At 60.8% G+C, this 25,706-nt stretch carries 24 protein-coding genes; 3 read left to right on the forward strand and 21 right to left on the reverse strand.

Annotated elements, in window-relative coordinates; all coding sequences use genetic code 11:
• Position 1: 1 nt before the first annotated feature.
• From CHY22_RS08000 to pyrR, 4 genes are all read right to left on the reverse strand, one after another.
• A complete protein-coding gene (locus CHY22_RS08000) occupies positions 2–769 on the reverse strand; it encodes a dihydroorotate dehydrogenase electron transfer subunit (RefSeq protein ID WP_089573417.1) in 768 nt (255 codons plus the stop codon).
• A gap of 116 nt (positions 770–885) precedes the next feature.
• Complete coding sequence (locus CHY22_RS08005; protein ID WP_089573398.1) at positions 886–2,175, reverse strand: dihydroorotase; 1,290 nt, start codon at positions 2,173–2,175, stop codon at positions 886–888.
• Positions 2,159–3,103 (reverse strand): aspartate carbamoyltransferase catalytic subunit, encoded by a 945-nt coding sequence (locus tag CHY22_RS08010; protein ID WP_035138537.1) that lies wholly within the window; start codon positions 3,101–3,103, stop codon positions 2,159–2,161. The genes CHY22_RS08005 and CHY22_RS08010 overlap by 17 nt, the downstream gene beginning before the upstream one ends.
• Positions 3,104–3,107: 4 nt before the next feature.
• A complete protein-coding gene (gene pyrR, locus CHY22_RS08015) occupies positions 3,108–3,692 on the reverse strand; it encodes a bifunctional pyr operon transcriptional regulator/uracil phosphoribosyltransferase PyrR (RefSeq protein WP_089573399.1) in 585 nt (194 codons plus the stop codon).
• A gap of 452 nt (positions 3,693–4,144) precedes the next feature.
• Here pyrR and rpmB point away from each other — a divergent pair, with 452 nt between their 5' ends.
• The 3 genes from rpmB to CHY22_RS08030 all read left to right on the forward strand — a co-directional run bounded on the left by rpmB (position 4,145) and on the right by CHY22_RS08030 (position 8,372).
• Positions 4,145–4,333 carry a 50S ribosomal protein L28 gene (gene rpmB, locus CHY22_RS08020; RefSeq protein WP_022094725.1) on the forward strand — a complete coding sequence of 63 codons (189 nt, stop codon included), beginning with the start codon at positions 4,145–4,147 and terminating at the stop codon, positions 4,331–4,333.
• A gap of 537 nt (positions 4,334–4,870) precedes the next feature.
• Entirely contained in the window at positions 4,871–7,519 is a 2,649-nt protein-coding gene (gene adhE, locus CHY22_RS08025) for a bifunctional acetaldehyde-CoA/alcohol dehydrogenase (RefSeq protein ID WP_055309881.1), read from the forward strand.
• A gap of 88 nt (positions 7,520–7,607) precedes the next feature.
• Positions 7,608–8,372, forward strand: coding sequence for an aminoglycoside phosphotransferase family protein (locus CHY22_RS08030; protein ID WP_006236119.1), 765 nt, complete (start codon positions 7,608–7,610; stop codon positions 8,370–8,372).
• A 179-nt stretch (positions 8,373–8,551) separates the two neighbouring features.
• On the opposite strand, the gene CHY22_RS08035 is transcribed toward CHY22_RS08030, so the two are convergent.
• The 17 genes from CHY22_RS08035 to rplS form a co-directional block, all read right to left on the reverse strand.
• The gene (locus tag CHY22_RS08035) at positions 8,552–10,273 is read right to left on the reverse strand and encodes a proline--tRNA ligase (protein WP_233502847.1); all 1,722 of its coding nucleotides are present in this window, start codon (positions 10,271–10,273) and stop codon (positions 8,552–8,554) included.
• Entirely contained in the window at positions 10,274–11,356 is a 1,083-nt protein-coding gene (gene ispG, locus CHY22_RS08040; protein ID WP_089573400.1) for a flavodoxin-dependent (E)-4-hydroxy-3-methylbut-2-enyl-diphosphate synthase, read from the reverse strand.
• 13 nt (positions 11,357–11,369) lie between these two features.
• On the reverse strand, positions 11,370–12,731 hold the full coding sequence (locus tag CHY22_RS08045) for a M50 family metallopeptidase (RefSeq protein WP_089573401.1): 1,362 nt from the start codon (positions 12,729–12,731) through the stop codon (positions 11,370–11,372).
• 25 nt (positions 12,732–12,756) lie between these two features.
• On the reverse strand, positions 12,757–13,944 hold the full coding sequence (gene dxr / locus CHY22_RS08050) for a 1-deoxy-D-xylulose-5-phosphate reductoisomerase (RefSeq protein ID WP_089573402.1): 1,188 nt from the start codon (positions 13,942–13,944) through the stop codon (positions 12,757–12,759).
• The gene (locus tag CHY22_RS08055) at positions 13,944–14,858 is read right to left on the reverse strand and encodes a phosphatidate cytidylyltransferase (protein WP_233502846.1); all 915 of its coding nucleotides are present in this window, start codon (positions 14,856–14,858) and stop codon (positions 13,944–13,946) included. The genes dxr and CHY22_RS08055 overlap by 1 nt, the downstream gene beginning before the upstream one ends.
• Before the next feature lie 2 nt (positions 14,859–14,860).
• The gene (locus tag CHY22_RS08060; RefSeq protein WP_089573403.1) at positions 14,861–15,655 is read right to left on the reverse strand and encodes an isoprenyl transferase; all 795 of its coding nucleotides are present in this window, start codon (positions 15,653–15,655) and stop codon (positions 14,861–14,863) included.
• Between the two features lies 1 nt (position 15,656).
• Positions 15,657–16,193, reverse strand: coding sequence for a ribosome recycling factor (gene frr, locus CHY22_RS08065; RefSeq protein ID WP_089573404.1), 537 nt, complete (start codon positions 16,191–16,193; stop codon positions 15,657–15,659).
• A gap of 2 nt (positions 16,194–16,195) precedes the next feature.
• On the reverse strand, positions 16,196–16,918 hold the full coding sequence (gene pyrH, locus CHY22_RS08070; RefSeq protein WP_089573405.1) for a UMP kinase: 723 nt from the start codon (positions 16,916–16,918) through the stop codon (positions 16,196–16,198).
• Between the two features lie 117 nt (positions 16,919–17,035).
• The gene (gene tsf, locus CHY22_RS08075) at positions 17,036–17,905 is read right to left on the reverse strand and encodes a translation elongation factor Ts (protein WP_089573406.1); all 870 of its coding nucleotides are present in this window, start codon (positions 17,903–17,905) and stop codon (positions 17,036–17,038) included.
• Positions 17,906–17,950: 45 nt separating this feature from the next.
• Positions 17,951–18,679, reverse strand: coding sequence for a 30S ribosomal protein S2 (rpsB, locus tag CHY22_RS08080; RefSeq protein ID WP_006236109.1), 729 nt, complete (start codon positions 18,677–18,679; stop codon positions 17,951–17,953).
• Between the two features lie 219 nt (positions 18,680–18,898).
• Positions 18,899–19,819 carry a tyrosine recombinase XerC gene (locus tag CHY22_RS08085; protein WP_089573407.1) on the reverse strand — a complete coding sequence of 307 codons (921 nt, stop codon included), beginning with the start codon at positions 19,817–19,819 and terminating at the stop codon, positions 18,899–18,901.
• Positions 19,816–21,153 carry a methylenetetrahydrofolate--tRNA-(uracil(54)-C(5))-methyltransferase (FADH(2)-oxidizing) TrmFO gene (gene trmFO / locus CHY22_RS08090; protein WP_089573408.1) on the reverse strand — a complete coding sequence of 446 codons (1,338 nt, stop codon included), beginning with the start codon at positions 21,151–21,153 and terminating at the stop codon, positions 19,816–19,818. The genes CHY22_RS08085 and trmFO overlap by 4 nt, the downstream gene beginning before the upstream one ends.
• A gap of 14 nt (positions 21,154–21,167) precedes the next feature.
• The gene (locus tag CHY22_RS08095; protein WP_089573419.1) at positions 21,168–22,100 is read right to left on the reverse strand and encodes a DNA-processing protein DprA; all 933 of its coding nucleotides are present in this window, start codon (positions 22,098–22,100) and stop codon (positions 21,168–21,170) included.
• On the reverse strand, positions 22,100–23,623 hold the full coding sequence (locus tag CHY22_RS08100; RefSeq protein ID WP_089573409.1) for a YifB family Mg chelatase-like AAA ATPase: 1,524 nt from the start codon (positions 23,621–23,623) through the stop codon (positions 22,100–22,102). The genes CHY22_RS08095 and CHY22_RS08100 overlap by 1 nt, the downstream gene beginning before the upstream one ends.
• Positions 23,623–24,108, reverse strand: coding sequence for a YraN family protein (locus tag CHY22_RS08105; RefSeq protein WP_089573410.1), 486 nt, complete (start codon positions 24,106–24,108; stop codon positions 23,623–23,625). Before CHY22_RS08105 ends, CHY22_RS08100 begins: the two co-directional genes overlap by 1 nt.
• 189 nt (positions 24,109–24,297) lie before the next feature.
• Positions 24,298–25,086 carry a ribonuclease HII gene (locus CHY22_RS08110; RefSeq protein WP_089573411.1) on the reverse strand — a complete coding sequence of 263 codons (789 nt, stop codon included), beginning with the start codon at positions 25,084–25,086 and terminating at the stop codon, positions 24,298–24,300.
• A 93-nt stretch (positions 25,087–25,179) separates the two neighbouring features.
• Entirely contained in the window at positions 25,180–25,521 is a 342-nt protein-coding gene (gene rplS, locus CHY22_RS08115; RefSeq protein ID WP_006236098.1) for a 50S ribosomal protein L19, read from the reverse strand.
• Positions 25,522–25,706: the final 185 nt, after the last annotated feature.

A 25,706-nucleotide genomic window follows, 5' to 3' on the forward strand; every position in this document is an offset into this window, starting at 1 on the left:
ACTAGAAGACCACCACCTTGGAAGCATCAAACACGGGGCCGCACATGCAGGCGCCCTTCATACCGTCGACCGTCTCGACGTTGCAGGTGTTGCAGGCGCCAAAGCCACAGCTCATCATGCGCTCGAGCGACACCTCGCAGTACACGCCGGCCTCGGCGGCAGCGGCAGCGACCTTCTTCATCATGACGGCGGGACCACAGCTGGCGACGTAGTCGTAACCGCCCTCGCCGAGCAGCTTGGCGGCAGGATCGGTACAGAAGCCATGCGTGCCCAACGAGCCGTCGTCGGTGCACACGTTGACCGTGGCGCCCAGCGCGCGGAACTCATCGACGCCCACGGCCTTGGACGCGGTGCCAAAGCCCAGGCACACGTCAACGTCCACACCCTGCTCGGCAAGCATGTCAGCCAGGCAGAGCACGGGCGGAACACCGATGCCGCCCGCCACGAGCAGCGCCTTCCTGGTGCCCTCGGGCACAAGCCAGCCGCGGCCGCCGGGGCCCAGCAAGTTGGAGGTGGAGCCAGGGGCCATCTGCGACAGACGACGGGTATCATCGCCCACGACGGCGTACCACAGCTCGACGGTGCCGGCCTCGGCGTCGGCGCGATAGAAGCTCAGGGGCACGCGAAGCAGCGAGGAAGCATCGCCCGGCACGGCGATATTCACGAACTGACCGGGCTTGAGCGCACTTGCAAGCTTGGGGGCCGAGATAACGAGCGAGAAGATGCCGTCGGCGATCTCCTGGTTCGAGACGACCTCGAAGTCGTGCATGCGTGCAGTGGAAGGTGTGGGCATAGACGCTCCAATCCCCCATGCGGTTGCATGGTTCAGGCGAACAGAAAGCGCGGCACCGCAAGGGCGCCGCGCACAAAAGCGATAAGGCTATGCTAGCAGATGCAGCCGTCGGCAAGCGTCTGCTTACCGCCGACAAACACATCGGTGGCACGACCGGTGAGCGTGCGGCCGGTGAAACCGGAGTTCTCGGCGCGCGACTCGTAGCCGTCCTCGCCGACCGTCCAGGTAGCAGCGGGATCGAACACGGTCAGGTCGGCAACGGAGCCCGCCTTGACTTGAACCTGGTCCAGACCCAAGATCTCACGCGGCTTGATGGCCATGAGCTCGACCATGCGGCCCATGCTCATCTTGCCCGTGTTGACCAGCTCGGTGAGCACAAGCGACAGCGAAGTCTCGAGGCCGATCATGCCAAAGGGCGCAAGCTCGAACTCGCGGGCCTTCTCCCACGGAGCATGGGGAGCGTGGTCGGTGACGATGGCGTCGACGGTGCCGTCGATGACGCCCTGACGGATAGCCTCGGCGTCCTCCTCGGTACGCAGCGGCGGATTGACCTTGAGCGAGGTGTTGTAGGTCTCGTCCAGGTCGTTTTCGGTCAGGAACATGTGGTGCGGGGTGGCCTCGCAGGTGACCTGCACGCCAGCGGCCTTACCGGCACGCACGAGCTCCAGGCCATGGGCGGTGGAGATATGCTGGATGTGCAACTTGGCACCGGTCAGCTTGGCGATCTCGATATCGCGAGCGATCTGCAGCTCCTCGCCTGCCGCCGGCCAGCCCTCGAGGGCCAGACGGGTAGAGACCTTGCCCTCGTTGATCTGACCGTGACCGACCAGGTCCTCGTCCTGGCAATGGCTCATAAAGACCTTGCCGAACATCTTGCCGTAGTCCATGCAGCGACGGAGCATGCCCGCACCCTGCACGCCGCGACCGTCGTCGGTGAAGGCGACGGCGCCGTGGGCAACCATATCGCCCATCTCGGACATAGCCTCGCCCTTAAGACCGCGGGTCATGGCGCCAGAAGGATAGACGCGGCAGTGGCCGACCTCGGCAGCGCGGGACTTGACGAACTCAACGACGGTACCGTTATCGGTAACGGGGTCGGTGTTGGGCATGGCGCACACGCCGGTGAAGCCGCCCTTGGCAGCTGCGCGGGTGCCGCTCTCGATGTCCTCTTTGACCTCGTAACCGGGCTCGCGCAGGTGGACGTGCATGTCCACCAGGCCGGGGACGAGGTACTTGCCGGAAAGGTCGCGGACCTCGGCTCCCTCGGCGGCGAGGTTCTCGCCGACCTCGGCGATCTTGTCGCCGTCGATCAGGACGTCAACGACACCGTCAAGCTCGACGGACGGGTCGACGACGTGGGCATTCTTAAGAAGCAAGGCCATTATCGGCACCTCCAAGCAGCAGATACAGGATAGCCATACGCACGCAGATACCGGCGTAGACCTGCTCCAGGATGACGGAGCGTTGCGGGTGGTCGGCCATATAGGAGTCGAACTCGACGCCGCGGTTGATGGGGCCCGGGTGGCAAATGATCGCGTCGGGCTTCATGAGCTTCTCACGGTCCTTGGTCAGGCCGAAGAGCTTGTGGTACTCGCGAATGGTCGGGAACGGGGCACCCTCGAGGCGCTCCTGCTGTACGCGCAGCATGTAGACGACGTCCAGCTCGGGCAGGACGGAATCGAGGTCGCTCGTCACGTGGTCGCAGCCCAGAACCTCGGGCGCCGGCGGCAGCAGCGTGCCGGGGGCGACGGCGTAGGTCTCGCAGCCCATGATCTTCAACGCGGGGATCAGCGAGCCGCAGACGCGGGAGTGCGCGATATCGCCGACGACAGCGACCTTCAGGCCGTGGAAGTCGCCCTTGTGCTCCCAGATGGTGTACAGGTCGAGCAGAGCCTGCGTGGGGTGATTGTGCTTACCGTCACCGGCGCAAATAACACTCGCGGGCGAATTCTGCGTGACGATGTAAGGAGCGCCGGCGTGCTTATCGCGCACGACGATGCAGTCGATCTTGTAGGCGTTGAGGGTCTCGACGGTATCGACGAGGCTCTCGCCCTTGACCGTGGAGGTCGAGGAGCCGCCGAAGTTGAGGCTGTCGGCCGAAAGACGCTTCTCGGCGAGCTCGAAGGAGCTGCGGGTACGCGTCGAGGGCTCGTTGAACATGTTGACGATGGTCTTGCCCTTGAGCGTGGGGACCTTCTTGATGGCACGCTCGTTGACCTCGGAGAACGCCTTGGCGGTCTCGAGGATGAGCTTGATGTCCTCTTCGGAGTACTCGGTAATGTCAATCAGGTGCTTATGGTTGAACGCCACGGTACTACTCACCTCCCAGCGGCGCGGAGCCCACGTGGGAACCCGGCGCGACGTCGTTGATCTCGACAGCGGTACGGCCGTCGACTTCCTTCATATATAGGTGCACGTTCTCCTCGTGCGACGAGGGAACGTTCTTGCCGACAAAGTCCGGCGAGATAGGGAGCTCGCGGTGACCGCGGTCAACGAGAACTGCCAGCTCGACTCGGCACGGACGGCCCAGATCCATGACGGCGTCCAGAGCGGCACGGATGGTACGACCCGTGTACAGGATGTCGTCCACCAGCACGACGCGCTTGCCGTCGACGCTGAAGGGAATGTTAGTAGCGTGGATCGCGGGAGCGAAATTGGTCGCATAGTCATCGCGGTAGAAGCTGATGTCAAGGCTGCCGAGCGGAACGTCGACACCCTCGATCTCCTTGATCGCCTCGGCGAGCTTCTTTGCCAGAAGGTCGCCGCGCGTGACGATGCCGACCAGAGCGAGGTCTTCACAGCCCTCGTTGCGCTCGAGAATCTCGTGCGCGATGCGGGTCATCGCTCGGTTGACGGCGGTCTCGTCCATGATGACCGCCTTGGGGGAAGTCGTGCCCATCGATCTCCTTCCTCACATGTCTTGACTGCTGACACAGTCAAAAAAATAGATGCCCGACCGCTCAAAGCGGAACCAGACACCCACAGGAAGTACTGCTCATTGACAGCTATGTAATTCCATGTGGGTATCTCGTACCCCTTTAATGGTCAAGGCATAGTGTAGCCAACATCGGGCTCAATTGCGAGCATAAATACTAGCCAATCCGTAAACGGAGCCAATCGCTCCATAAACCTATATATATTTGTGGTACGCGCTTGAAAACCTTGTTGCGAGCTGGCATAATCCCCTCTGCTGCACGCAAATCGGATCTACGTCCAGGGCCGTAGCGTGGGCACTATCGCCAAAAGAGAAATATCTCTGTGTAGATTGCGCACAGAGACATTCTTCTGTGCTATAGTTCAGGCTTGTTTGTTAACGCGACATGTTCGTTTGTCGCCCAAGGAGGGTCAGTTATGTCCAAAGTTTGCGAAGTTTGCGGTAAGCACCCCGTTGCCGGTCGCTCCATCAGCCACTCTCACCGCGTCACCAACCGTAAGTTCCGCCCCAACATCCAGCGCGTCTACGTCGTCGTCGATGGTCATCGTCGCAAGATGAACGTTTGCTCCACCTGCCTCAAGTCCGGCAAGGTTGCGCGCTCCTAAATAAGGTCTTACCAACAAGTACCTCGGACTCTCCGGGTCAAAGACCTCGCGTTCACATAGAACTTACCAAAGGCGCCCTCCCCTACGGAGGGCGCCTTTTTGCACTCATTGGGGACAGGCTTACATGAGTGCTTTCGAGCATAGGGGCCGCATCACAAATATCAAAAGGATCGTAGCCCAGCTGATATGCTTTGCAACTTGACCAGCAGTACGACTCGAGCGAGTCAAGCGCACCTTTCACGGGATTGAGATGGATATAATCAAGCAGCTGCACTGCCTGCGTGTCCGACTCAACCGCGACCCGCGAACAGCGATTATCAAACAGTTGCCCCGTTCTCCCCGTTTTCCCATTGAAATACTCATGCAAGTCTGTCCCCAATGAGCGAGGTAATGCAGTAGGCGGATAGTTTTTAGTTAAAACGCTTCATTAAGTTGAAGCGTTTTAGTGTGCCTTTTACGGGAATCTTACCGTTCGCCGAATAATTTCTTGCTATCATGCAAGGCGTAGGGTAAATCTCCGATCGCAAGGAGACACAAATGGTGAAAAAGTCACCGGAAAACACTACTCCCGCAATTGTGGACAACGTAGAGGCGCTTGAGGCTAAGCTCGCTCAGATGCGAGAGGCCCAGGCGCTTTTTGCTACGTACACGCAGGAGCAGGTCGACAAGATCTTCTACGAGGCCGCCATGGCCGCCAACAAGGCTCGTATCCCGTTGGCAAAGATGGCCATCGAGGAGACCGGCCGCGGCGTTCTTGAGGACAAGGTCATCAAGAACCACTATGCCGCAGAGTACATCTACAACGCTTACAAGAACACCAAGACCTGTGGTGTCCTGGAGCGCGACGAGGCCTACGGCATCACCAAGATCGCCGAGCCCATCGGTATCGTGGGCGCCGTCATCCCGACGACCAACCCCACCTCCACCGCGATCTTCAAGACGCTGATCAGCCTGAAGACCCGCAACGGCATCATCATCTCCCCGCACCCGGCAGCCGCCAAGTGCACCATCGCTGCCGCCAAGCTCGTGCTTGACGCCGCCGTCAAGGCCGGCGCCCCCGAGGGCATCATCGGCTGGGTCGATGTCCCCTCCATCGAGCTGACCAACATGGTCATGCGCGACGTCGACATCATCCTCGCCACAGGTGGCCCGGGCATGGTCAAGGCCGCTTACTCCTCGGGCAAGCCCGCCCTTGGCGTCGGCGCCGGCAACACCCCGGTCATCATCGACGACACCGCCGACGTGCTGCTCGCCGTCAACTCCATCATCCACTCCAAGACCTTCGACAACGGCATGATCTGCGCTTCCGAGCAGTCCGTGACCGTCATCGACAGCATCTATGACCAGGTCAAGGCCGAGTTCCAGAAGCGCGGCTGCTACTTCGTCAAGCAGGGTGCCGAGATGGAGGCCCTGCGTGCCGCCATGTTCAAGAACGGCGCTCTCGACCACCGCATCCCCGGCATGGCTGCCGCCAAGATCGCCGAGCTCGCCGGCATCGAGGTTCCCGCCAAGACCAAGATCCTGATCGCCGAGGTCACCTCCACCGACCCCGCCAAGGAGGAGTTCTCCCACGAGAAGCTCTCCCCGGTCCTGGCCATGTACCACGCCAAGGACTTCCAGGAGGCCGTCGACAAGGCCGAGCACCTGGTGCTCGCCGGTGGCCCGGGCCACACCGCCTCTCTGTACGTGCACCCCGCCCAGGCCGAGAAGATCAGCCTGTTCGAGCACGTCATGAAGGCCTGCCGTATCGTCATCAACACCCCGTCTTCGCACGGCGGCATCGGTGACCTGTACAACTTTGGCATGAAGCCGTCTCTGACCCTGGGCTGCGGCTCCTGGGGCGGCAACTCCGTCTCCGAGAACGTTGGGGTGAAGCACTTGATCAACGTTAAGACTGTGGCCGAGCGCCGTGAGAACATGCTGTGGTTCCGCGCTCCCGAGAAGGTCTACTTCAAGAAGGGCTCCACGCCCGTCGCCCTCGACGAGCTGGGCAACGTCATGGGCAAGAAACGCGCCTTCATCGTCACCGACCAGTTCCTCTTCAAGAATGGCAACACCCGCGCCATCGAGGCCAAGCTCGACGAGATGGGCATCGCCCACGACTGCTTCTACGACGTCGAGCCCGATCCGTCGCTGCAGTGCGCACGTCGTGGTGCCAAGCAGATGGCTCTCTTTGAGCCGGACGTCATCATCGCCGTCGGCGGTGGCTCCGCTATGGACGCCGGCAAGATCATGTGGATGATGTACGAGCACCCCGAGTGCAAGTTTGAGGACATGGCCATGGACTTCATGGACATCCGCAAGCGTATCTTCACCTTCCCCGAGATGGGCAAGAAGGCCTACTTCGTCGCCGTCCCGACCTCCTCGGGTACCGGCTCCGAGTGCACGCCGTTCGCCATCATCACCGACAAGGAGACCGGCATCAAGTGGCCGCTCGCCGACTACGCGCTGCTCCCCAACATGGCTATCGTCGACGCCGACAACTGCATGACCGCCCCGCGCGGCCTGACCGCTGCCTCCGGCATCGACGTCATGACCCACGCCATCGAGTCCTACGTCTCCATCATGGCTTCCGACTACACCAAGGGCCTTTCCGAGCGCGCTGCTAAGCTCGTCTTTGAGAACCTGCCCTCCAGCTTCACGAACGGCGCCAAGGACCCGCATGCCCGCGAGGAGATGCACAACGCCTCCTGCATGGCCGGTATGGCCTTCGCCAACGCCTTCCTGGGCCTCAACCACTCCATGGCCCACAAGCTCGGCGCATTCCATCACCTGCCCCACGGCCTCGCAAACGCCGTCATCCTGACCCGCGTCATGCGCTACAACGCCGCCGAGGCTCCCGTCAAGATGGGTACCTTCTCCCAGTATCCTTACCCCAACGCGCTGCACAACTACGCCGAGATGGCCAAGTACTGCGGTATCGAGGGCAAGGACGACAAGGAGGTCTTCGAGAACTTCATCACGAAGCTCGAGGAGCTCAAGGACTTCATCGGCGTCAAGAAGACCATCGCCGACTACGGTGTTGACGAGCAGTACTTCCTCGACACCCTCGACGAGATGACCGAGCAGGCATTCAACGACCAGTGCACCGGCGCTAACCCGCGCTACCCGCTCATGAGCGAGATCAAGGAGCTCTACCTGGACGCCTACTACGGCCGCGAGCCTCAGGACTACGCCGTCTGCTAGTTTTAGCACGGTTTTTAACGGCGGGAGTGCACGGGTGTTTCACACACCCCCGCCGTCGCTTCTATCGCATCGTTGAAAGGATGCAACCATGCTGCTACCCGATTCCAAGACCGAGCTCGTCCGCCGTGGCAACAAGGTCGTTTACGACCTGGGCGACAAGATCGTCAAGGTCTTTAACGAGACCAAGCCCGTCTCTGACGTGTTCAACGAGGCTTTGAATCTTGCCCGCATCAATGAGTGCGGCATCCGCAGCCCCAAGGCTCTCGAGGTTTCCCAGCTCGAGAACGCCAACGGCTGGGCGCTCGTGACCGAGAAGGTTCCGGGCACCACCCTTGCCGAGAAGATGACTGCCGAGCCCCAGCGCTTTGGTGAGTACCTCGAGATGTTCGTCGACCTCCAGATCGAGATCCACGGCTACACCTCCCCGCTGCTCAACCGTCAGCGCGACAAGTTCGCCCGCATGATCGACAGCCTTGATCAGCTCAATGCCACCACGCGCTACAACCTTCAGGAGCGTCTGGACGGCATGACCAAGGAGTTCAAGGTCTGCCACGGCGATTTCAACCCCTCCAACGTCATCGTCGGCGACGACGGCCAGCTCTATGTGTGCGACTGGGCACACGCCACCCAGGGCTCCCCTGCTGCCGACGTTGCCACCACCTACCTGCTCTTTGCCCTCAACAGCAAGGATCAGGCCGAGGCATACCTGGAGCTCTACTGCGACCGCGCCGACATGCCCATGCAGGTCGTGCGTCAGTGGACGAGCATCGTAGCCGCTTCCGAGCTCGCTCGTAAGCGCAACGTGAACGATGAGTTCCTGAAGAACTGGATCGACGTCGTCGATTATCAGTAATATCTGAGCGATTTATTTCGCATCGGAGGCACAAAGGAAACCCCGCAGCTCGCATGGGCTGTGGGGTTTTCCTTTTAGCGATTGTGCACGCCGACAAGATAAAAGGACGGTCCTGCATCTCCCCGAACTGGAGAAATGCAGGACCGTCCCGCATATCGAACTACAAGCGAAATCGTCGATTAACGACGGGCAGCTTTCACAAGCTCGGAAACCTTGGCGACGACCTCATCGATCGCCACGTCCTCGCGCTCGCCCGTGGCACGATCCTTGAGCTCGACGGTGCCGTTCTTAAGGCCACGCTTGCCGAGCACCACCTGATACGGGAAGCCCATAAGGTCGTTGTCGGCGAACTTAAAGCCGGGACGCTCGTCACGGTCGTCGACGACGACCTCGATACCCTCGGCGCACAGGCCATCAACGATCTGCTCGCAGACGGTAGCGCACTCCTCCTTCTTGGGGTCGAGCGGAATCACTGCAACCTCATACGGGGCAACGGAGACCGGCCAGACGATACCGTGCTCGTCGTTGTGCTGCTCCACGACGGCAGCGAGAGAACGGGACACGCCCACGCCGTAGCAACCCATGATAAGCGGCTTCTCCTTGCCGTCCTCGTCCATAAAGGTGGCACCCATGGCCTCGGAGTACTTAGTGCCCAGCTGGAAGACCTGGGAGACCTCGATGCCGCGGGCAGCAGAGAGCGGCTTGCCGCAGTGCGGACAGGGATCGCCGGCAACGACGGTAACCAAGTCGGCCCACTCATCGACGGTAAAGTCGCGATCGGGGCAGGCACCGGTAAAGTGATAGTCGACCTCGTTGGCACCGCAGGCCCACTGCTTGGACTCGCGCAGGCTCTCGTCGCACACCAGACGGATGCCCTCGGGCAGGTTGACCGGTCCGATAAAGCCCTTGTGCAGCCCGTTCGCCTGAAGCTCCTCGTCGGTCATCATGCGATAGCCCTTGCCAAAGACGTGCTCGGCCTTGCAGTCATTGAGCTCGTGGTCGCCCGGGACAATGGCAACGACCGGCTTGCCCTCGGCGTCGATCAACGCCAGCGATTTGCGCGTACCGTTCTCGGGGAAGCCGAAGAACTTGGCGACGGCCTCGATGGTGCCCATACCCGGAGTCTCGACCTTGGTAAGCGTGCCGTCGCCGGGGCCCTCGGTCACAACGACCTTGGTGCTTGCAGCCTCGTCATCGGCAGCAAAGCCGCAATCGTCGCAGTAGACGAGCGAGGCCTCGCCGGCGTCGGCCAGAGCCATGTACTCGACAGAGGTGTCGCCGCCGATCTCGCCGGAGTCGGCGACAACGGGCAGAGCCTTGATGTAGCAGCGCTCGCAGATGTTGGCGTAGGCCTGCTTCATCTTGTCATACTCCTCCTGCAGGCTCTCCTGCGTGGCAGAGAAGCTGTAGGCGTCCTTCATGATGAACTCGCGACCGCGCATCAGGCCAAAGCGGGGACGGAACTCATCGCGGAACTTGTCCTGAATGTGGTACAGGTTGACGGGCAGCTGCTTATAGGAGCGCAGCTCGTTGCGCACCAGGGCCGTGACGGTCTCCTCGTGGGTGGGGCCCAGCACAAACTCGCGACCATGACGGTCGTCAAAGCGCACGAGCTCCTTGCCATAGGCATCGATGCGGCCGGATTCACGCCACAGCTCGGCATCGACCATAATGGGCATCATGAGCTCCTGGGCGCCGGCGGCGTCCATCTCGTCGCGCACGATGTTCTCGATCTTACGAATCGAGCGCCAAGCGAGCGGCAGATAGGAATACAGACCGGCGGCCTCCTTGCGGATCATGCCGGCACGGAGCAGCAGGCGGTGGCTGGCGAGCTCAGCGTCGGCCGGATCCTCTTTGAGCGTCGGCGCATAGAGCTTAGACATATACATTGCTCGAGTCATTTATTTCTCCTCAATAAGCTTGTCGACCTCGGCCATAAGCGCGTCGACAATTTGATCCTCAGCTACTTTACCAATGATCTGGCCATGCGAAAAGAGCAGGGCCTGACCACGTCCGCAAGCAACGCCCAGGTCGGCATCAGAAGCCTCACCGGGACCATTAACGGCACATCCCATGACGGCAATCGAAAGCGGCGCGGTATAGTTCTTAAGCCGCTCGGTTACTTCCTCGGCGATAGGAATCAGGTTAACCTGACAGCGGGCGCACGTGGGGCACGAGACAATCTCGGGGCCGCGGCGACGCAGGCCCAACGACTGCAAAATTCCCCAGGCGACCGGCGGCTCCTCAACCGGATCGGCCGTGAGCGAGACGCGCATGGTGTCACCGATACCCTCAGACAGCAGGATACCAAGGCCCACCGAGCTCTTGATGGTGCCCTGCAGCTTGGTACCTGCCTCAGTTACGCCCAGGTGAAGCGGAACGTGGGGAATCTCACGCGACAGGGCTCGATAGGTATCGAGCGTCGTCTGCACGCTATGGGCCTTGGCCGAAAGCACAATGTTCGTAAAGCCGCGGTCTTCAAAATGCTTGACGAAACGCTCGCTCGACATCACGAGCTTTTCGGGCTGCGTGAGGTCGTCGCGCTCGGCGATATCCTGCTCAAGCGAACCGGCATTGACGCCGATACGAATCGCACAGCCCGCGGCACCCGCAGCATCGATCACCGCGTCAACCTTGGCCCAATCGCCGATATTGCCGGGATTGATGCGCAGCTTGGCAGCACCGGCCTCAACGGCACCAATGGCGAGCTTATGGTTAAAGTGGATATCGGCGACAATCGGCACCGGAGACTCGGCACAGATGGTGCGGAAACCCTCAAGCGCGACCTCGGTGGGCACGCTCACGCGCACGATATCGCAGCCAGCCTGCGCCAACGCGCACACTTGCGCAAGCGTTGCCTGGGCATCGGCGGTATCGGTGCAGGTCATAGATTGGACCACCACCGGCGCGCCGCCACCGATCTGCACGCCGCCCACATGCACGGGGCGCGTCAGCTCGCGCGGCAAAGAATGGGATAGAGACAATCCAAACACTCCCCTACAGAATAAATCGAAGGATGTCGGAACGAAGCATATAGACAAACAGCAACGCGAAGAGCGCGACGCCCACATAGCTCACAATCGTCTGGACCTTGAGCGGCAGCTCGCGGCCAGCAATCTTTTGAATGATCTCAATAAACAGCTTGCCGCCATCGAGTGGTGGGATGGGCAGCAGGTTCATAAAGCCAAGCGAGAACGAAATGAGCGCGGCAAACGACAAGAACGTGACGGGACCGGCAGCAGCTGCCTGCGAGGACATGACGCTAATACCCACGATCGAAGAGGACTGATCGAGGATCTCCATCGTATGCTGCGGCTGGAGCAGGCGCATCACGCCATCCGCCGTCTGTACAACATAGGAGAATGACAGACGCGCCGAGGTGATCGGGTCTAAACGGACCACCTGCGTAGAGGCATACACACCCAGGCGCTCGTCCTCTTTGAGCGCAACCGTGGTCGAATGCTGCTTGCCGTCACGCTCGTACTCGATGGCGATATCGTCCTTACCGGCAGCCTTGCCGATGGCATCGTAGACATCCATCCAAGTAGAACATGAGACACCGTCAACCGAAAGGATCGCATCACCGGCCTCGATACCCGCCTTGGCGGCAATAGACCCCTCGTCAACCTGACCGATCACGTTGGTATCCATCGGCACGGTGACACCCGCAATGGAATAGATACTCATAAGGAGCAAAAAGCCCGTCAAGATATTGACAATAATGCCCGCGAGCAGCATAAAGGCGCGCTTGAGAAAGCCCTGGCCAAGATAGGTGTGCGAACGCTCTTGTGCAAGGAACTCGGCCTCGCCGCACGGCAGCTCCCACGCATCGCCCTCGGCAGTTGAATGTTCGCGATCGAAACGGCGGCCGTCAAAGGTGGTGTAACCCGCCGCATCTCGCGGCAACGTCTGATATTTGGTGGGATAGTAGCTCGGCGAGGGCTTCTCCCCTTCCTCATACCAGGGCGCGATGGAGCCCCAGCCCAGCAAAAGGGCGCATGCCTCGAGCACATCCTCCTCGGAAAGCTCGAGCTCGACAGCAAGGTCGGCCACGGTCACGCGACCATGACGATAGATAGCCGCGAGCACGCGATCGGCACACGAGACGTCGGTCGGATCCATACCGCAGATGGCAGCGTAGCCGCCCAGCAGCAGCGGGGTCACGCCAAACTTGGTTCCAATGCGACGCGACGTGTAATGGATGTCAAAGCGGCACGGCAGGCCCAAAAAGAACTCGGTCACACGGACGCCGCAGGCACGTGCCGCCAAAAAGTGGCCGCCCTCGTGCAAAAACACGAGGACGGAAAGCATCAGCAGGCCCCAAAAGACCGATGAGAGAACGCTCAGAACAGTATCCATAAAACGAAAAAGCAATCCTTATGGGTTAGGAACGGGTTGCGGCGAGCACCTGCGCAGCCTTTTCACGCGCCCACGCATCGATGTCGCGAAGCTGCTCAAACGAATCGACCGCCTGCATATCGTGGGCATCCATGCAGGATTCCACAATACGATCGATATCGGTAAAGCTGCAGCTATCGTGCAGGAAGGCATCGACGGCAACCTCGTTGGCGGCATTGAGCACGCACGGCATGGTGCCGCCCGTCTTGCCGGCACGCTCGGCCAGTGCCAGACAGCGGAAGGTATCCATGTCGGCAGCATCAAACGTGAGCTGCCCCAGCTCGCGAAAATCGATACGAGGCGCCGGGGTATCCCAACGCTCGGGATACGAGAACGCGAACTGGATGGGAATACGCATGTCGGAAGCACCGAGATGCGCCATCACGGAGCCGTCGGCAAACTCGACCATAGAGTGAATCTTGGACTGACGCTGCACGACCACGTTAATGAAATCGAGGTCGCAGTTAAACAGGTGCATGGCCTCGATGCGCTCCAGGCCCTTGTTCATGAGGGTGGCGGAGTCGATGGTGATCTTGGCACCCATGGCCCACGTGGGATGTGCGAGGGCATCGGCACGCGTCACGCGATTGAGCTCGTCGCGCGTGCGGCCAAAGAACGGACCGCCCGAGCAGGTGAGCCAAATGCAGTGGGCCTCGCGCGGGTTCTCACCCAGATAGCACTGGTAGATGGCGGAATGCTCAGAGTCAACTGGAATAAGCTGGCCCGGTTGCGCCAACGGCATAAGCAAGTCGCCACCGACGACGAGGGACTCCTTGTTGGCAAGGGCAAGGCGCTTATTCGAGGTCAAGGCCGCATGGCTCGCCTCGAGACCGGCGGCGCCCACAATAGCGACAAGGACGCAGTCGACATCGTCGCGACGCGCGAGCTCGCAAACCGCCTGCGCGCCAACGCCGAGCTTCGTTCCCTCGGGCAACTCCTGCAGCACGGCATCATCGCCATGAGCGACATCGGCCACGGCAACCGCCGAAACCGAGAACTCGCGGGCAGCGGCAACGAGCTCGAGGGTACTGGAGTTAACGGACAGCGCCGTCACCTGCAGGCAATCGGCATGCTGGCGGCACACATCGAGCGCCTGGGTGCCGATAGAGCCCGTACAACCCAGGATGGCAACGCGAAGGCGTCCATCGGGGCCATACGTCGTCTGGAAGGACATTACAGCACGCCTCCGATCATCAGCAACAGCTGTGCGGTGATGCAGCCGAAGATAAGCGAATCACTACGATCGAGCATTCCGCCGTGGCCCGGGATAAGGTTGCCGGAATCCTTGACGCCCACACCGCGCTTGATGCGCGACTCGATAAGGTCGCCGATAACGCCCAGAATGGACACGACCACGCCGCACAGCAGCGCATAGGGCAGGCTGAGCTTGTAGAAGTGCGTCGCCCACAGGATGAGCCAAATCAAAACCGAGCCCAGGATGCCGCCAACAAACCCCTCCCAGCTCTTTTTGGGAGAGATCTTGGGAACCATCTTGTGTTTGCCGATACGGCTGCCCACGATGTAGGCAAACGAATCGGAGACCCAAAGGGACGCGCAAACGCCCACTGAAAGCAGGGCGCCGGCAAAACCGGGCACGGCATCGCGCAGCAGCACGATAGCCGACAGCATAAAGCCAGTGTAGATGGGACCCATGAGCGTCACGGCCACATCAGAGATGCGGGTACGCGGCGACCAAACATACCAAATGCCCACAGCGAGCATCAGGGCAAAAAGCAGGGCATTCAGCAACATCGAATCGCCCAACGCCGACAGCGGAAAGAGTACGGCGGCAGCGATACCCATGCGCTCGTTAGCCATCTTGCCATCGAGCCTCGTCATACGGAAAAACTCATAGCAGCACAGACCGCTCATGACAGAAACAAAGATGGCCGTGGGCACGATACCCAAAACCAGGCACAGGATAAAGACAACGGCGTAGACGATACCGGCGGCGGCACGGGTGATAAAGCCCGCCAGCCACGAACCGGTGCCGCTCTTTGCTGCAGGTGCTCCCGCAGCGGCAGCCTTGCGCGCAGGCGCCGCGGAAACTGGCGTCTTGGGAGCAGATGCCTTGGGACGATCGGACACGATTAAGCCTCCTCGGTCTTACTCAGTCCACCAAACCTACGGTCACGGCCCTGATAGGCCAAAATGGCGTCGACAAGGCCCCAACGATCAAAGTCGGGCCAATAGGTATCGGTGACGTAGAATTCGGAATAAGCCACCTGCCACAGCAGATAGTTCGAAAGGCGCAGCTCACCTGAGGTGCGAATCACAAGCTCAGGATCGGGAAGGCCGGCGGTATAGAGGTGGGAAGCCACCATGTCGTCATCAATTGCGGCAGGATCGATCTTACCGGCGGCAGCGTCGAGTGCAATCTGACGGACAGCGCGGGTAATCTCGGCACGCGCGCCGTAGTTGACGGCAAGCGCCAGCGTCATACCGGTGTGATCGGCGCACTCGGCAAGACCGCGTTCAAAAACGTCGCGGGTCTTCTTGGGCAGCGCGGAAATGTCGCCCAAAAAGACAACACGCACATTTTCGCGCTTCAGAAGCGGCAGCTCGTCGATAAACGTCTTGGCAAACAGATGCATCAAGACGTTGACCTCATGCTGCGGACGGTTCCAGTTTTCGGTAGAAAACGCATAGGCAGAAAGCACGTCGACGCCCAGGCGCACGCAGGCGGTAATGATCTCGCGCAGCGAGAGGATACCTGCCTTATGACCCTCGGTGCGTGCAAGACCGCGCGACGTGGCCCAACGACCGTTGCCGTCCATGATGCACGAGATATGGTGCGGAATGTTATTGAGGTCAAGGTCGGAAAAACCGACGCCCGCAGGGGCGTCGGCAAAGTACTCGACCAGTTTATGCTCGTCGTATTGCACCTTAGATCTCCATGACCTCGGCTTCTTTTTCCTTCAGAAGCTCCTCGACCTTGGCGACATACTCATCGGTGTGCTTCTGGACCTTGGCCTGCTCGCGACGGACATCGTCCTCGGTGAGCTCCTCATCGCGCTCGAGCTTATTGTTGAAGTCGCGACGGATGTTACGGATAGACACCTTGGCCTGCTCGGCGTACTCACGGCACTCCTTGACGAGCTCGCGACGGCGCTCCTCAGTGGGGGCCGGGAACGGCAGACGAACGACGGTGCCATCGGAGTTGGGGGTAATGCCCAGATCGGAAGCGCCGATGGCCTTGACGATAGCGTTGATGAGCGCCTTGTCCCACGGCTCGATGAGCAGCATGTGAGCCTCGGGGGTCTTGACGGCGGCAATCTGCGTGACCGGCGTGGGGACACCGTAATAATCGACGGTGATGTCGGACAGAATGTTGGCGTTGGCGCGACCGGTACGGACCTTGGAGAAGTTATGCTTGAGGGACTCGAGCGACTTGTCCATATGGGCGGTGATGTTCTCTGCCATGCTTAATCCTCCTGATAGACGAGCGTGCCGACGGGCTCACCCGCGAGCGCGCGCTTGACGGTGTCCTCGCCATCGATGTTGAGGACCAAAATAGGCATACGGTTATCCTGACACAGAGCCGTAGCCGTGGAATCCATAACCTGCAGGCCGCGAACGAGAACCTCGTGATAGGTAATCTTGTCAAAACGGACGGCATCGGCGCACTTGACGGGATCCTTGTCGTAGATGCCGTCAACCTTGGTGGCTTTAATCAGAATCTCGGCGCCGATCTCGCACGCACGAAGAGCCGCGGCGGTGTCGGTCGTAAAGTACGGATTGCCCGAACCGGCGGCAAAAATAACGACATTGCCCTTGGAAAGGTGGTTGATGGCGCGACGGCGAATATAGGGCTCGCAGATCTCGTTCATCTGGATAGCGCTCATCACGCGGCAGGGAACATCGTTATGCTCGAAGGCATCCTGCAGAGCAAGCGCGTTCATAACGGTTGCCAGCATGCCCATGTAGTCGGCCTGAGCACGCTCCATGCCACCGGCAGCGCCGGCCATGCCACGGAAAATATTGCCGCCGCCGACAACGACGCCGACCTCATGGCCAACGGCGAGCAGCTCCTTGACCTGCTTGGCAAGATGGTCGGTAATCTTGGGGTCGATGCCATACTGGCCATCGCCCATAAGCGCTTCGCCGGAAAGCTTAAGAAGCACGCGTTTATATCGGATGTCGGACAAAGCGATCCTCCTTTAATTAGACTCTCAATATGATATCAAAGGCTCTGATAAGAGCCATGAAAAAGCAGGCTGTGAGTAAAACCCACAGCCTGCTCATTACCAGCTACAAGAGCTTATTTACTCGCCACGGACCAGACGGTCAAAGGCAACGACGGTAATGGTGTCGCCGAGCTCCTTGGAGACCTGCTCAGCGTACTTCTTGATGGTGAGGGAGCTGTCCTTGATGAACTCCTGCTCGGTGAGCACGGACTGCTTGTAGAACTTCTCCAGACGGCCAACAGCCATCTTCTCCTGGATAGCCTCGGGCTTGCCGGACTCGGCAGCCTGGGCCATGTAGATCTGCTTCTCGTGCTCGACGGTCTCGGCCGGAACCTGATCGCGAGTAGCGCAGATCGGTGCGACGGCGGCAACCTGAAGGGCAACGTCGTGGGCGAAGGCCTTGAAGGACTCAGCCTGAGCGGTCTCGGCCTTCTCGAAAGCAAACTCGACGAGGACGCCGATCTTACCACCCATGTGGATGTAAGAAGCGAGCGCGCCGTTCTCGGCCTTGCGGGCAGCGAAGCGGGAGATCTTCATGTTCTCGCCCATGATGTGAATCATCTCGGTGAGCTCGGAGGAAACGGTCTCCTCGCCCATCGGCTTCTCGAGCAGAGCATCGACATCGGCCGGCTCGGTGGTGGCGACAACCTCGGCGACCTTGGAAGCAAAGCCGGTGAACTTGGCGTTGGAGCCAACGAAGTCGGTCTCGCAGGAGAGCTCAAGCAGAGCGCCGGTCTTGCCATCCTCGGAAACGAACGCGGCTACAGCGCCCTCGTTGGTCTCGCGGCCAGCCTTCTTAGCAGCCTTGGCGAGGCCGTTCTTGCGCAGAACGTCGACAGCGGCGTCCATGTCGCCGTCAGCCTCGACGAGAGCCTTCTTGCACTCCATCATCGGGGAGTCGGTCATCTCGCGGAGCTGCTTGACCATAGCGGCGGTAATCTGGGCCATTGTGGTTCCTTTCAAAGAGATGAAAAAGAATTAACTAAGACTGATTTACTCGGCCTTGGGCTCAGCGGCCATCTCGGCCTCGGAGACCTGCTCCTTGCCGGAGCCAGCGAGGCAGGCGTCAGCCATGAGCTCGCACATAAGGGTGACAGCAGAGATAGCGTCATCGTTGCAGGGGATGCCGTACTCGACCTCGTCGGGATCGGAGTTGGTGTCGATCAGAGCGACGACGGGGATGTTCAGGCGCTGAGCCTCCTTGATGGCGTTCTCCTCGCGCTTGGTGTCGATGACGAAGAGAGCCTGGGGCAGACCCTTCATGTCGCGGGCGCCACCGAGGTTGGTCTGGAGCTTGGTGAGCTCCTTGCCGAGAACAGCCTGCTCCTTCTTGGGGAGCACTGCCATGCGGCCGTCCTCGACCATGGCCTCAAGCTCCTCCATGCGGTTGATGCGGGAGCGGATGGTGACGAAGTTGGTCAGCATGCCGCCGAGCCAACGCTGGTTGATGTAAGGCATGTTGGCGCGCTCAGCGGCGTTCTTGACGGCCTCCTGAGCCTGCTTCTTGGTGCCGACGAACAGCACATTGCCACCCTTGGCGACGTTCTTGACGAAAGTGTAGGCCTGGTCGGCGTCGAGGATGGTCTGCTTGAGGTCGAGGATGTAGATGCCGTTGCGCTCACCGAAGATGAACGGCTTCATCTTGGGGTTCCAGCGACGGGTCTGGTGACCGAAGTGGCAGCCGGCCTCGAGCAGGGTGCGGATATTAATCTTGGTAGCCATGTTAAACCTCCTGTGGTTTGCCTCCGCGCGGGGTCATCCTCCAAAACCAACCCGGACATGTGCTACCAAAGCCCGGGCACCACGGTATGAAGTAGCCGCGCGTGCGTGATAAAAACCTGTTGCCGTGAAGCAACCCGATGAATGATAGCAGGAATGCATCTTCCTGCCAACCCGCAATCAAAACCACACACCTGAGCGCGGCGCGGGACGTCCCAGCCACTATTCGCCGCGGGGATGGGCTTGAGCCACAGCCCGCTTAAGCCGATCGGGTGTGAGATGCGTGTAGATCTGCGTCGTGGACAGGCTCGCATGACCTAGCAGCTCTTGAACCGAGCGCAGGTCCGCGCCGCCCTCGAGCAAGTCGGTCGCAAAGGTATGGCGCATCGCATGCGGGGCGATGTCGGCCGGAATGCCGGCGAGCGTCGCCAGCATATGAAACCGCCGCCTGAGCATGGCGGCACTCATGCGATTACCGCGCGCCGATATAAGCAGCGGATGCGGCCCGGTAGCGGGGTCACGACGCTTTGCCTGAGCGAGCAACTCCGGCCTCCCCTCCTCAATATAGAGACGCGTCGCCACGAGCGCACGACGATACAGAGGGACGATACGTTCTTTGCTCCCCTTGCCCCACAGGCGCAGCGTGCGTTCGGACCACGCAATGGACTCCACATTGAGTGCTGCGAGCTCAGAGATACGGGCGCCCGAGGCATAGAGCAGCTCGAGCATCGCCGCATCGCGCAGTCCCGCGGGTGTTGAGGTATCAGGCGTCTTGAGCAGCGCCTCGACCTGCTTGGTCGTAAGGACGCCCGGCAGGTCACGCGGCAGCTTGGGCGATGCGATCGCCGAGACTGCATCGCCCTCCACGACCCCCTCGGCAGCCATCCATCGATAGAGCGATCGGATAGCCGACAGATGCGCCGCAAGCGTTCGGGGAGCCACCTGCTCACGCGAAAGCTCGGCAAGATAGCGACGAATGGTGCGCACGTCGGCAGCGAAAGCATCGATATCCTCGCGCTCGCACCAGGCAGCAAAGCGCTCCAGCCTCGAGCCATAGGCCGTCACCGTATTGGGAGAAAGCCCCTCGACACGTGCGATATAGGCGATAAACGAGTCGACGGTGTCGTACAGGTCAAAGGCTATGACCGGTCGCCTCCAAACAGATCGGGGCGAGTGGCCAGATAGGCATCAAGGGCCTCGAGCGCACGGTCCGCATAGGCCTGGTAGCGGTCGCGCTTGCTGCGGCGCTTACCATCCTCGAGTGGCGGCACCAGGCCAAAGTTGACATGCATGGGCTGGTAGCCCACGGTGGCAGGATCGGTCGCATAGCCCACGAGCGCGCCCAGGGCGCCCACGCGGGGCAACTCGACGCCCGCGGCGCCGATAGCCTCGGCATAGGTGTTGAGCGCCGCGAGCAGACCGGTCGCCACGGCTTCCATGTACCCCTCGGTGCCGGTGATCTGACCGGCCAGGCGCACGCCGGTACCAGGCACGGCAAAGGTGCCATCGAGCACGTGCGGGGCGTCGACAAAGGTATTGCGGTGCATGACACCGTAGCGGAAGAACTCAGCGTTCTCCAAGCCCGGCACCATATGGAAGACGCGCTTCTGCTCGCCAAAGGTCAGGTTGGTCTGGAAGCCCACCAGGTTATAGGCGGTCTTCTCCTTGTTCTCGGCACGCAGCTGAATCGCCGCCCAAGGGCGACATCCGGTACGCGGGTCGGTGAGGCCGACGGGCTTCATGGCGCCAAAGCGAATGGCGTCCTTGCCGGTGCGCGCAACTTCCTCGGCAGGTTGGCAGGCCTGAAACAGATCGCCGCCCTCAAAGTCTTTGAGCACCACGCGGTCGGCCGTGGTAAGTGCCTCGATAAAGGCCTCGTACTCCTCCTTGTTGAGCGGAGCGTTGAGATAGTCGCCGCTCCCCTGCTCCTCGTAGCGCGACTGCGAAAACAGCACGTCCATATCGAGCGTGGAGGCATCGACGATCGGCGCCGCGGCATCGAAGAACGCAAGGGCGTCGCCGCCGACGAGCTTCATGACCTCTTCGCTCAGCGCCGGTGAACACAGCGGGCCCGCGGCAATGACCACGTGGCCCTCGGGAATCTGCGTGACCTCGCCGTGCACGACCTCGATATTGGGACGGGCGGCAACCTCGGCCTCGACAAGCTCGGAAAACTTGACGCGGTCGACCGCCAGGGCACCGCCGGCGGGAACAGCCGCGCGATGGGCGCAATCGAGCAGGACTGAACCCATGCGCTCAAGCTCGGCCTTCAGCAAACCAGCCGCGGAATCCGGACGGGTCGACTTAAACGAATTGGAGCAGACGAGCTCTGCCAAGTGATCGGTATGGTGAGCCGGGGAGCTAACCTGGGGGCGCATCTCGCACAGCCTAACGGCAAAACCGCGGTCTGCCAGCTGGATCGCGCATTCCGAACCCGCCAGACCGCCACCGATAACCGTCACCTGATCGAACTGCATCTGCAAACACCTTTCTAATTGACACGTTTTCCATTGTGACCGAAGGGCGTCTGGGCGTGAAGGGCAAACTTGGAGGGCGCATACCTTCCATCCATCATGCGCTCGATAAGGCCCTCGAGTTCAAGCGAACCCAAGAGTTTGAGTACGCCGACAGCATCGAGCGAGACGAGCGCCGCGATGTCGTCGACCTTGAGCGGAGAGGCGATGAGCGCATGCATCACGGTCTGCTGCGTTGAATCCAGGTCGGCAATGCCGGGAGCATCGGGGCGCGAGTAGCGCAGGGTTCCATAGATGCGTGAGATAGCCATCTCGATAGATTCCTCGTCGATGATGCAGCAGGCACCGTTCGCAATGAGGTAATTCGTGCCACGCGACTCGGGCGATAGGATCGACCCCGGTACGGCAAGAAGTTCTCGCCCCAAATCCATAGCAGCCTCGGCTGTAGAAAACGTCCCGGAAGGCATACCCGCCTCGGATACAAAGAGGGCTTGCGACAGGGCCGCGATCACGCGATTGCGGCGCGGAAAGGCAAACTTGCGAGGACCCATGCCCCACGGGGAGATCGACACGACCGCGCCACCCGTATCGAGCGTGCGCGTAATAAGCCCCGCGCTCGAGCGCGGATAGACCACGTCGGCGCCCGTCCCCAGCACCACGACGTGTTTGCCGCCAGCGTTGACCGCAGCCCAACCCGAGGCCTGGTCGCAACCGACCGCGCCGCCCGAAACTACCGTCACTCCCGCCTCGACCGCCACCTTTGCCGCAAGCTCTGCCACGGCAAGACCATACGGCGAGGCTTTGCGCGCGCCGATGATGGAGAGCGCGGGCGTCGAAAGCACCTCGGGGTTGCCGCGCACATAAAGCGTCTGGGGTACATCAGAAAGCTCCAAAACGGTCTCGGGATACAACGCATCACCTGGATGCAGCTCAAAGGTCCCCTCGGCCATCATTGGTCCCTCCTTCCCTGGTACATCGCCGCCTCGAGCACATGGTCCTGCGTCACCTGCTCGCTCTCGGCGACATCTGCGATCGTACGCGCAATGCGAACCAGGCGCACGATGCCGCGGCCCGTGAGATGCGTGCGTTTGGACAGGCCGAGCACACACTTCTCCGCCGCATCATCGAGCTCAAAGGTCGAAACGACGCCGTCAATGGACCGTGTCTCGTCATCCTCGGCCTCGGCATCCGCATCGTCCATACGGGATTCGCGCCAGGCGCGAAAGGCGCGACCGCGCACAACGTAGTCACGTAACTCAGCTGACGACATGCCCTCCGCGCCCTCGATAATCACCTGAGGGTCGGGACGGGTCACATCGATCATCATGTCGATACGGTCGGCCAAAGGACCGCGCAGTTTAGACCGATAGCGCTCGACCATCGCCGCCGAGCAGCGACACGGTACCTCACGATCGCCCAAAAAGCCGCAGGGGCAGGGATTGCTCGCAGCCAGCAGCTGAAAGCGCGACGGGAAGGTAAAGGCCCCGTCGACGCGTACGATCCTCACATAGCCGCGCTCGATGGGTTGACGCAGCGTCTGCAGCACACCCGTGGGAAACTCGGCAAGCTCGTCCAAAAAGAGCACGCCGCCATGAGCAAGGCTGATCTCACCCGGGTGCACCGGGCGCCCGCCGCCGATAAGGCCTGCGGTCGAAATACTGTGGTGGGGACTGCGGAAGGGCCGGTGCCCCGCCAACAAGCCATCGATGTTCTCGCCCAAGACCGAATGGATGCACAGCGCCTCCTGCTGGTCCTCAACGGAAAGCTCGGGCAGGATGCCGGTCATACGGCGCGCGAGCATGGTCTTACCCGAACCGGGCGAGCCGATCATGAGCAGGCCGAGCTCGCCGGCGGCCGCAAGCGCCATGCCGCGTTTAGCGACTTCCTGCCCCAGTACGTCGGCATAGTCGAGCTCGGGCTCAAAGGTCGCCTCGACGCCCTCAGAATCCAAGTAGTGCCGCGCGGCATCGCCCATGCCGCGAGCAAGCTGAGACAGATGATCGATAAATCCGCAATCCACGCCCGCAAGCGGCACATGCTGATCGGACCTGCCGGCGATAAAGGACAGCCCCATATCACGCGCCAATAGCTGAAACGCCACCTCGCCCTTGACAGGAAGCACCGTACCGTCCAAGCCGAGCTCGCCAGCGATAAGACAACGATCGAGGTTGTCACGGGGAATCTGACCATCGGCCGCCAATACCGCGATGGCGATGGGCAGATCAAAGCCGCTACCGGTCTTGCGAATATCGCCGGGCGCCAGATTGACCGTAATGCCCGAGCGCGGGATCTCGAACCCGGCGGAGCGCATCGCGCAGCGAATACGACCGCGTGACTCCATCACCTCCATACTCGGAATGCCGAGCATCTGGATGCCCGGAACGCCGCCGGCAAGCGAGACCTCGACCGTGACGTGAATCGCCTCGACGCCGCGGATGCAGGCCGCGTGAACGGCAAACGTCTCGAACGCCATCACGACACCTGCCAATCGAACGCGTTGTACTGATGCTCGATCTCGGCGATATGCCCGCCGCGAATGGTGACACCCACGGCATCGAAGCGAATCGCCTTGAGCGGATAATGCTCCATGAGATAGGAGCTTGCGATGCGGCGGTAGCGGCGTTGCTTTTGGGCGTCCACGGCCTCCTCGGGAAAGACCCGCGTGCCGCAATCCAATGCAACGCGTCTGGTCTTGACCTCGGCCATCACCACGACATCGTCGAGCTCATCGAGCAGCACCAGATCGGCCTCGCCCTCGGAGCAACGATAACCCTGCTCCAGCAAGGTGTAGCCGCGCTCGTTAAAGTAGTCGATGGTGATCAGCTCGCCCAGCATGCCCAGCTCGCGGGGACTGAGTCCCTTGATAAACTCAGGCGTCATCGCCCCGCAGTCGAGCTCGCCGTTTTCCCAACGCTCCTTGAGCTGCTGCGTCTTGCTCTTTTTGCTTGCGGCACTCATGGGGTCTCCTTTCCCGCACGCTGCATTGCCCCGATGATGAGGGCACCTTTCGTGCGGGTAAGTACCGGAAGCAAACCAAAAGCTGACCAAATGCCGTCAAAAAACGGGCCGTACGCAGCAATGGTGTTGCATACGGCCCGCTACCAGCAGGTTTATAAAACCCCAGAGGTCCCCGTCTCCACAATTGACCTAGAAAAGGCGCTCAGTCTGCAGAAAGTTTCCGCAAAAGCTCACGCGGTGCAGTGGACAAAGTCCATGTTTGCGAATGGCCTCGATATGCTCGGGGCTTGCATAGCCCTTCGACTCGGCCAGATGGTACTCGGGATACTCGGCGTCGTACTCGACCATCATCTCGTCACGCGTGACCTTGGCCATGATGGACGCCGCGGCGATGCAGGCGATTTTGGCATCGCCCTTCACCACATCGCGCTCGTTAGGAACGGCGCCCAAGGGGTTGCCATCCATGAGGACGCAGTCGGGCTCGAGTCCCGTATCGGCCACGGCGCCCGCAACGGCGGTACGGATAGCACGGGCCATGCCCATCTCATCGATATCCTTCGGCGCGATATGGCAAAAACCGATCGCCGTCGCCACCTCGGCAATCTTCACTGAGAGCAACTCGCGGCGCGCGGGCGTGAGCTTTTTGGAATCGTTGATGCCCCAGACGCGCGGCTCCATAGGAAGACAGACGGCGCATACCGTCAAAGGACCGGCCACCGATCCGCGACCCACCTCGTCGACACCAACGACCACCCCATCGCCGCCAAGCTCATGCATAAGCTCGTACATGTCATTGACGCGCTCGCGCTCGGCAAGCTCTTTGTCATGGCGTTTGAGGGCGCGTTCACAAGCCTTGATCACCTGCTGGCGCGGGTCCTCGCGATAATGCTCCACGAGGGCGGGAATCTCCTCAAACGTAGCGCTCGCCAGCTCGCCGGCAACCTGCGATGCCGAAACCGAGCTCGTCATGTTGGCCATACCAGGCCCTCCTTGCATGCAAATCAGATAAAAAGAAGGGCCACCCGAAGGTGACCCTTGTGTCCAAACGAGTGGACAGACGCTGCGATCTTCTTAGCGCTTCTCGGGGATGCGAGCAGCCTTGCCCACCTTGTCGCGGAGGTAGTACAGCTTGGCGCGACGGACGCGACCATGGCGAACGACCTCGAGCTTGGCGATCTTGGGGCTGTGAAGCGGGAAGGTACGCTCAACACCGACACCGAAGGACATCTTGCGGACGGTGAAGGTCTCGCGGGCACCGGCGCCGGCCATGCGGATGACGTCGCCCTGGAAGACCTGGATGCGCTCGCGGTCGCCTTCCTTAATGCGGTAGTGAACCTTGACGTTGTCGGCGACGCGAACCTGAGGAATGTCCTCGCGGATCTGCTGACGCTCGATTGCGCGGATGTAATCCATGTGCAATTCCTTACTCTTCTAGAGGTGCCGTACCACCTTGGCCGGCACGTAGTTGAACAAACGTATTCGAGTATACACGCGCGGGTTTCTGCTGCAAGAACAATTTTTTACGCAGACAAAAAGACAAAACCCGCCTTGATTCTCATCTTCATTGCAACAGCCTCAGGACTCAGCGCAACGCGTTG

It is taken from the genome of Collinsella sp. TF06-26 (assembly GCF_002232035.1).
GTDB lineage: Bacteria > Actinomycetota > Coriobacteriia > Coriobacteriales > Coriobacteriaceae > Collinsella.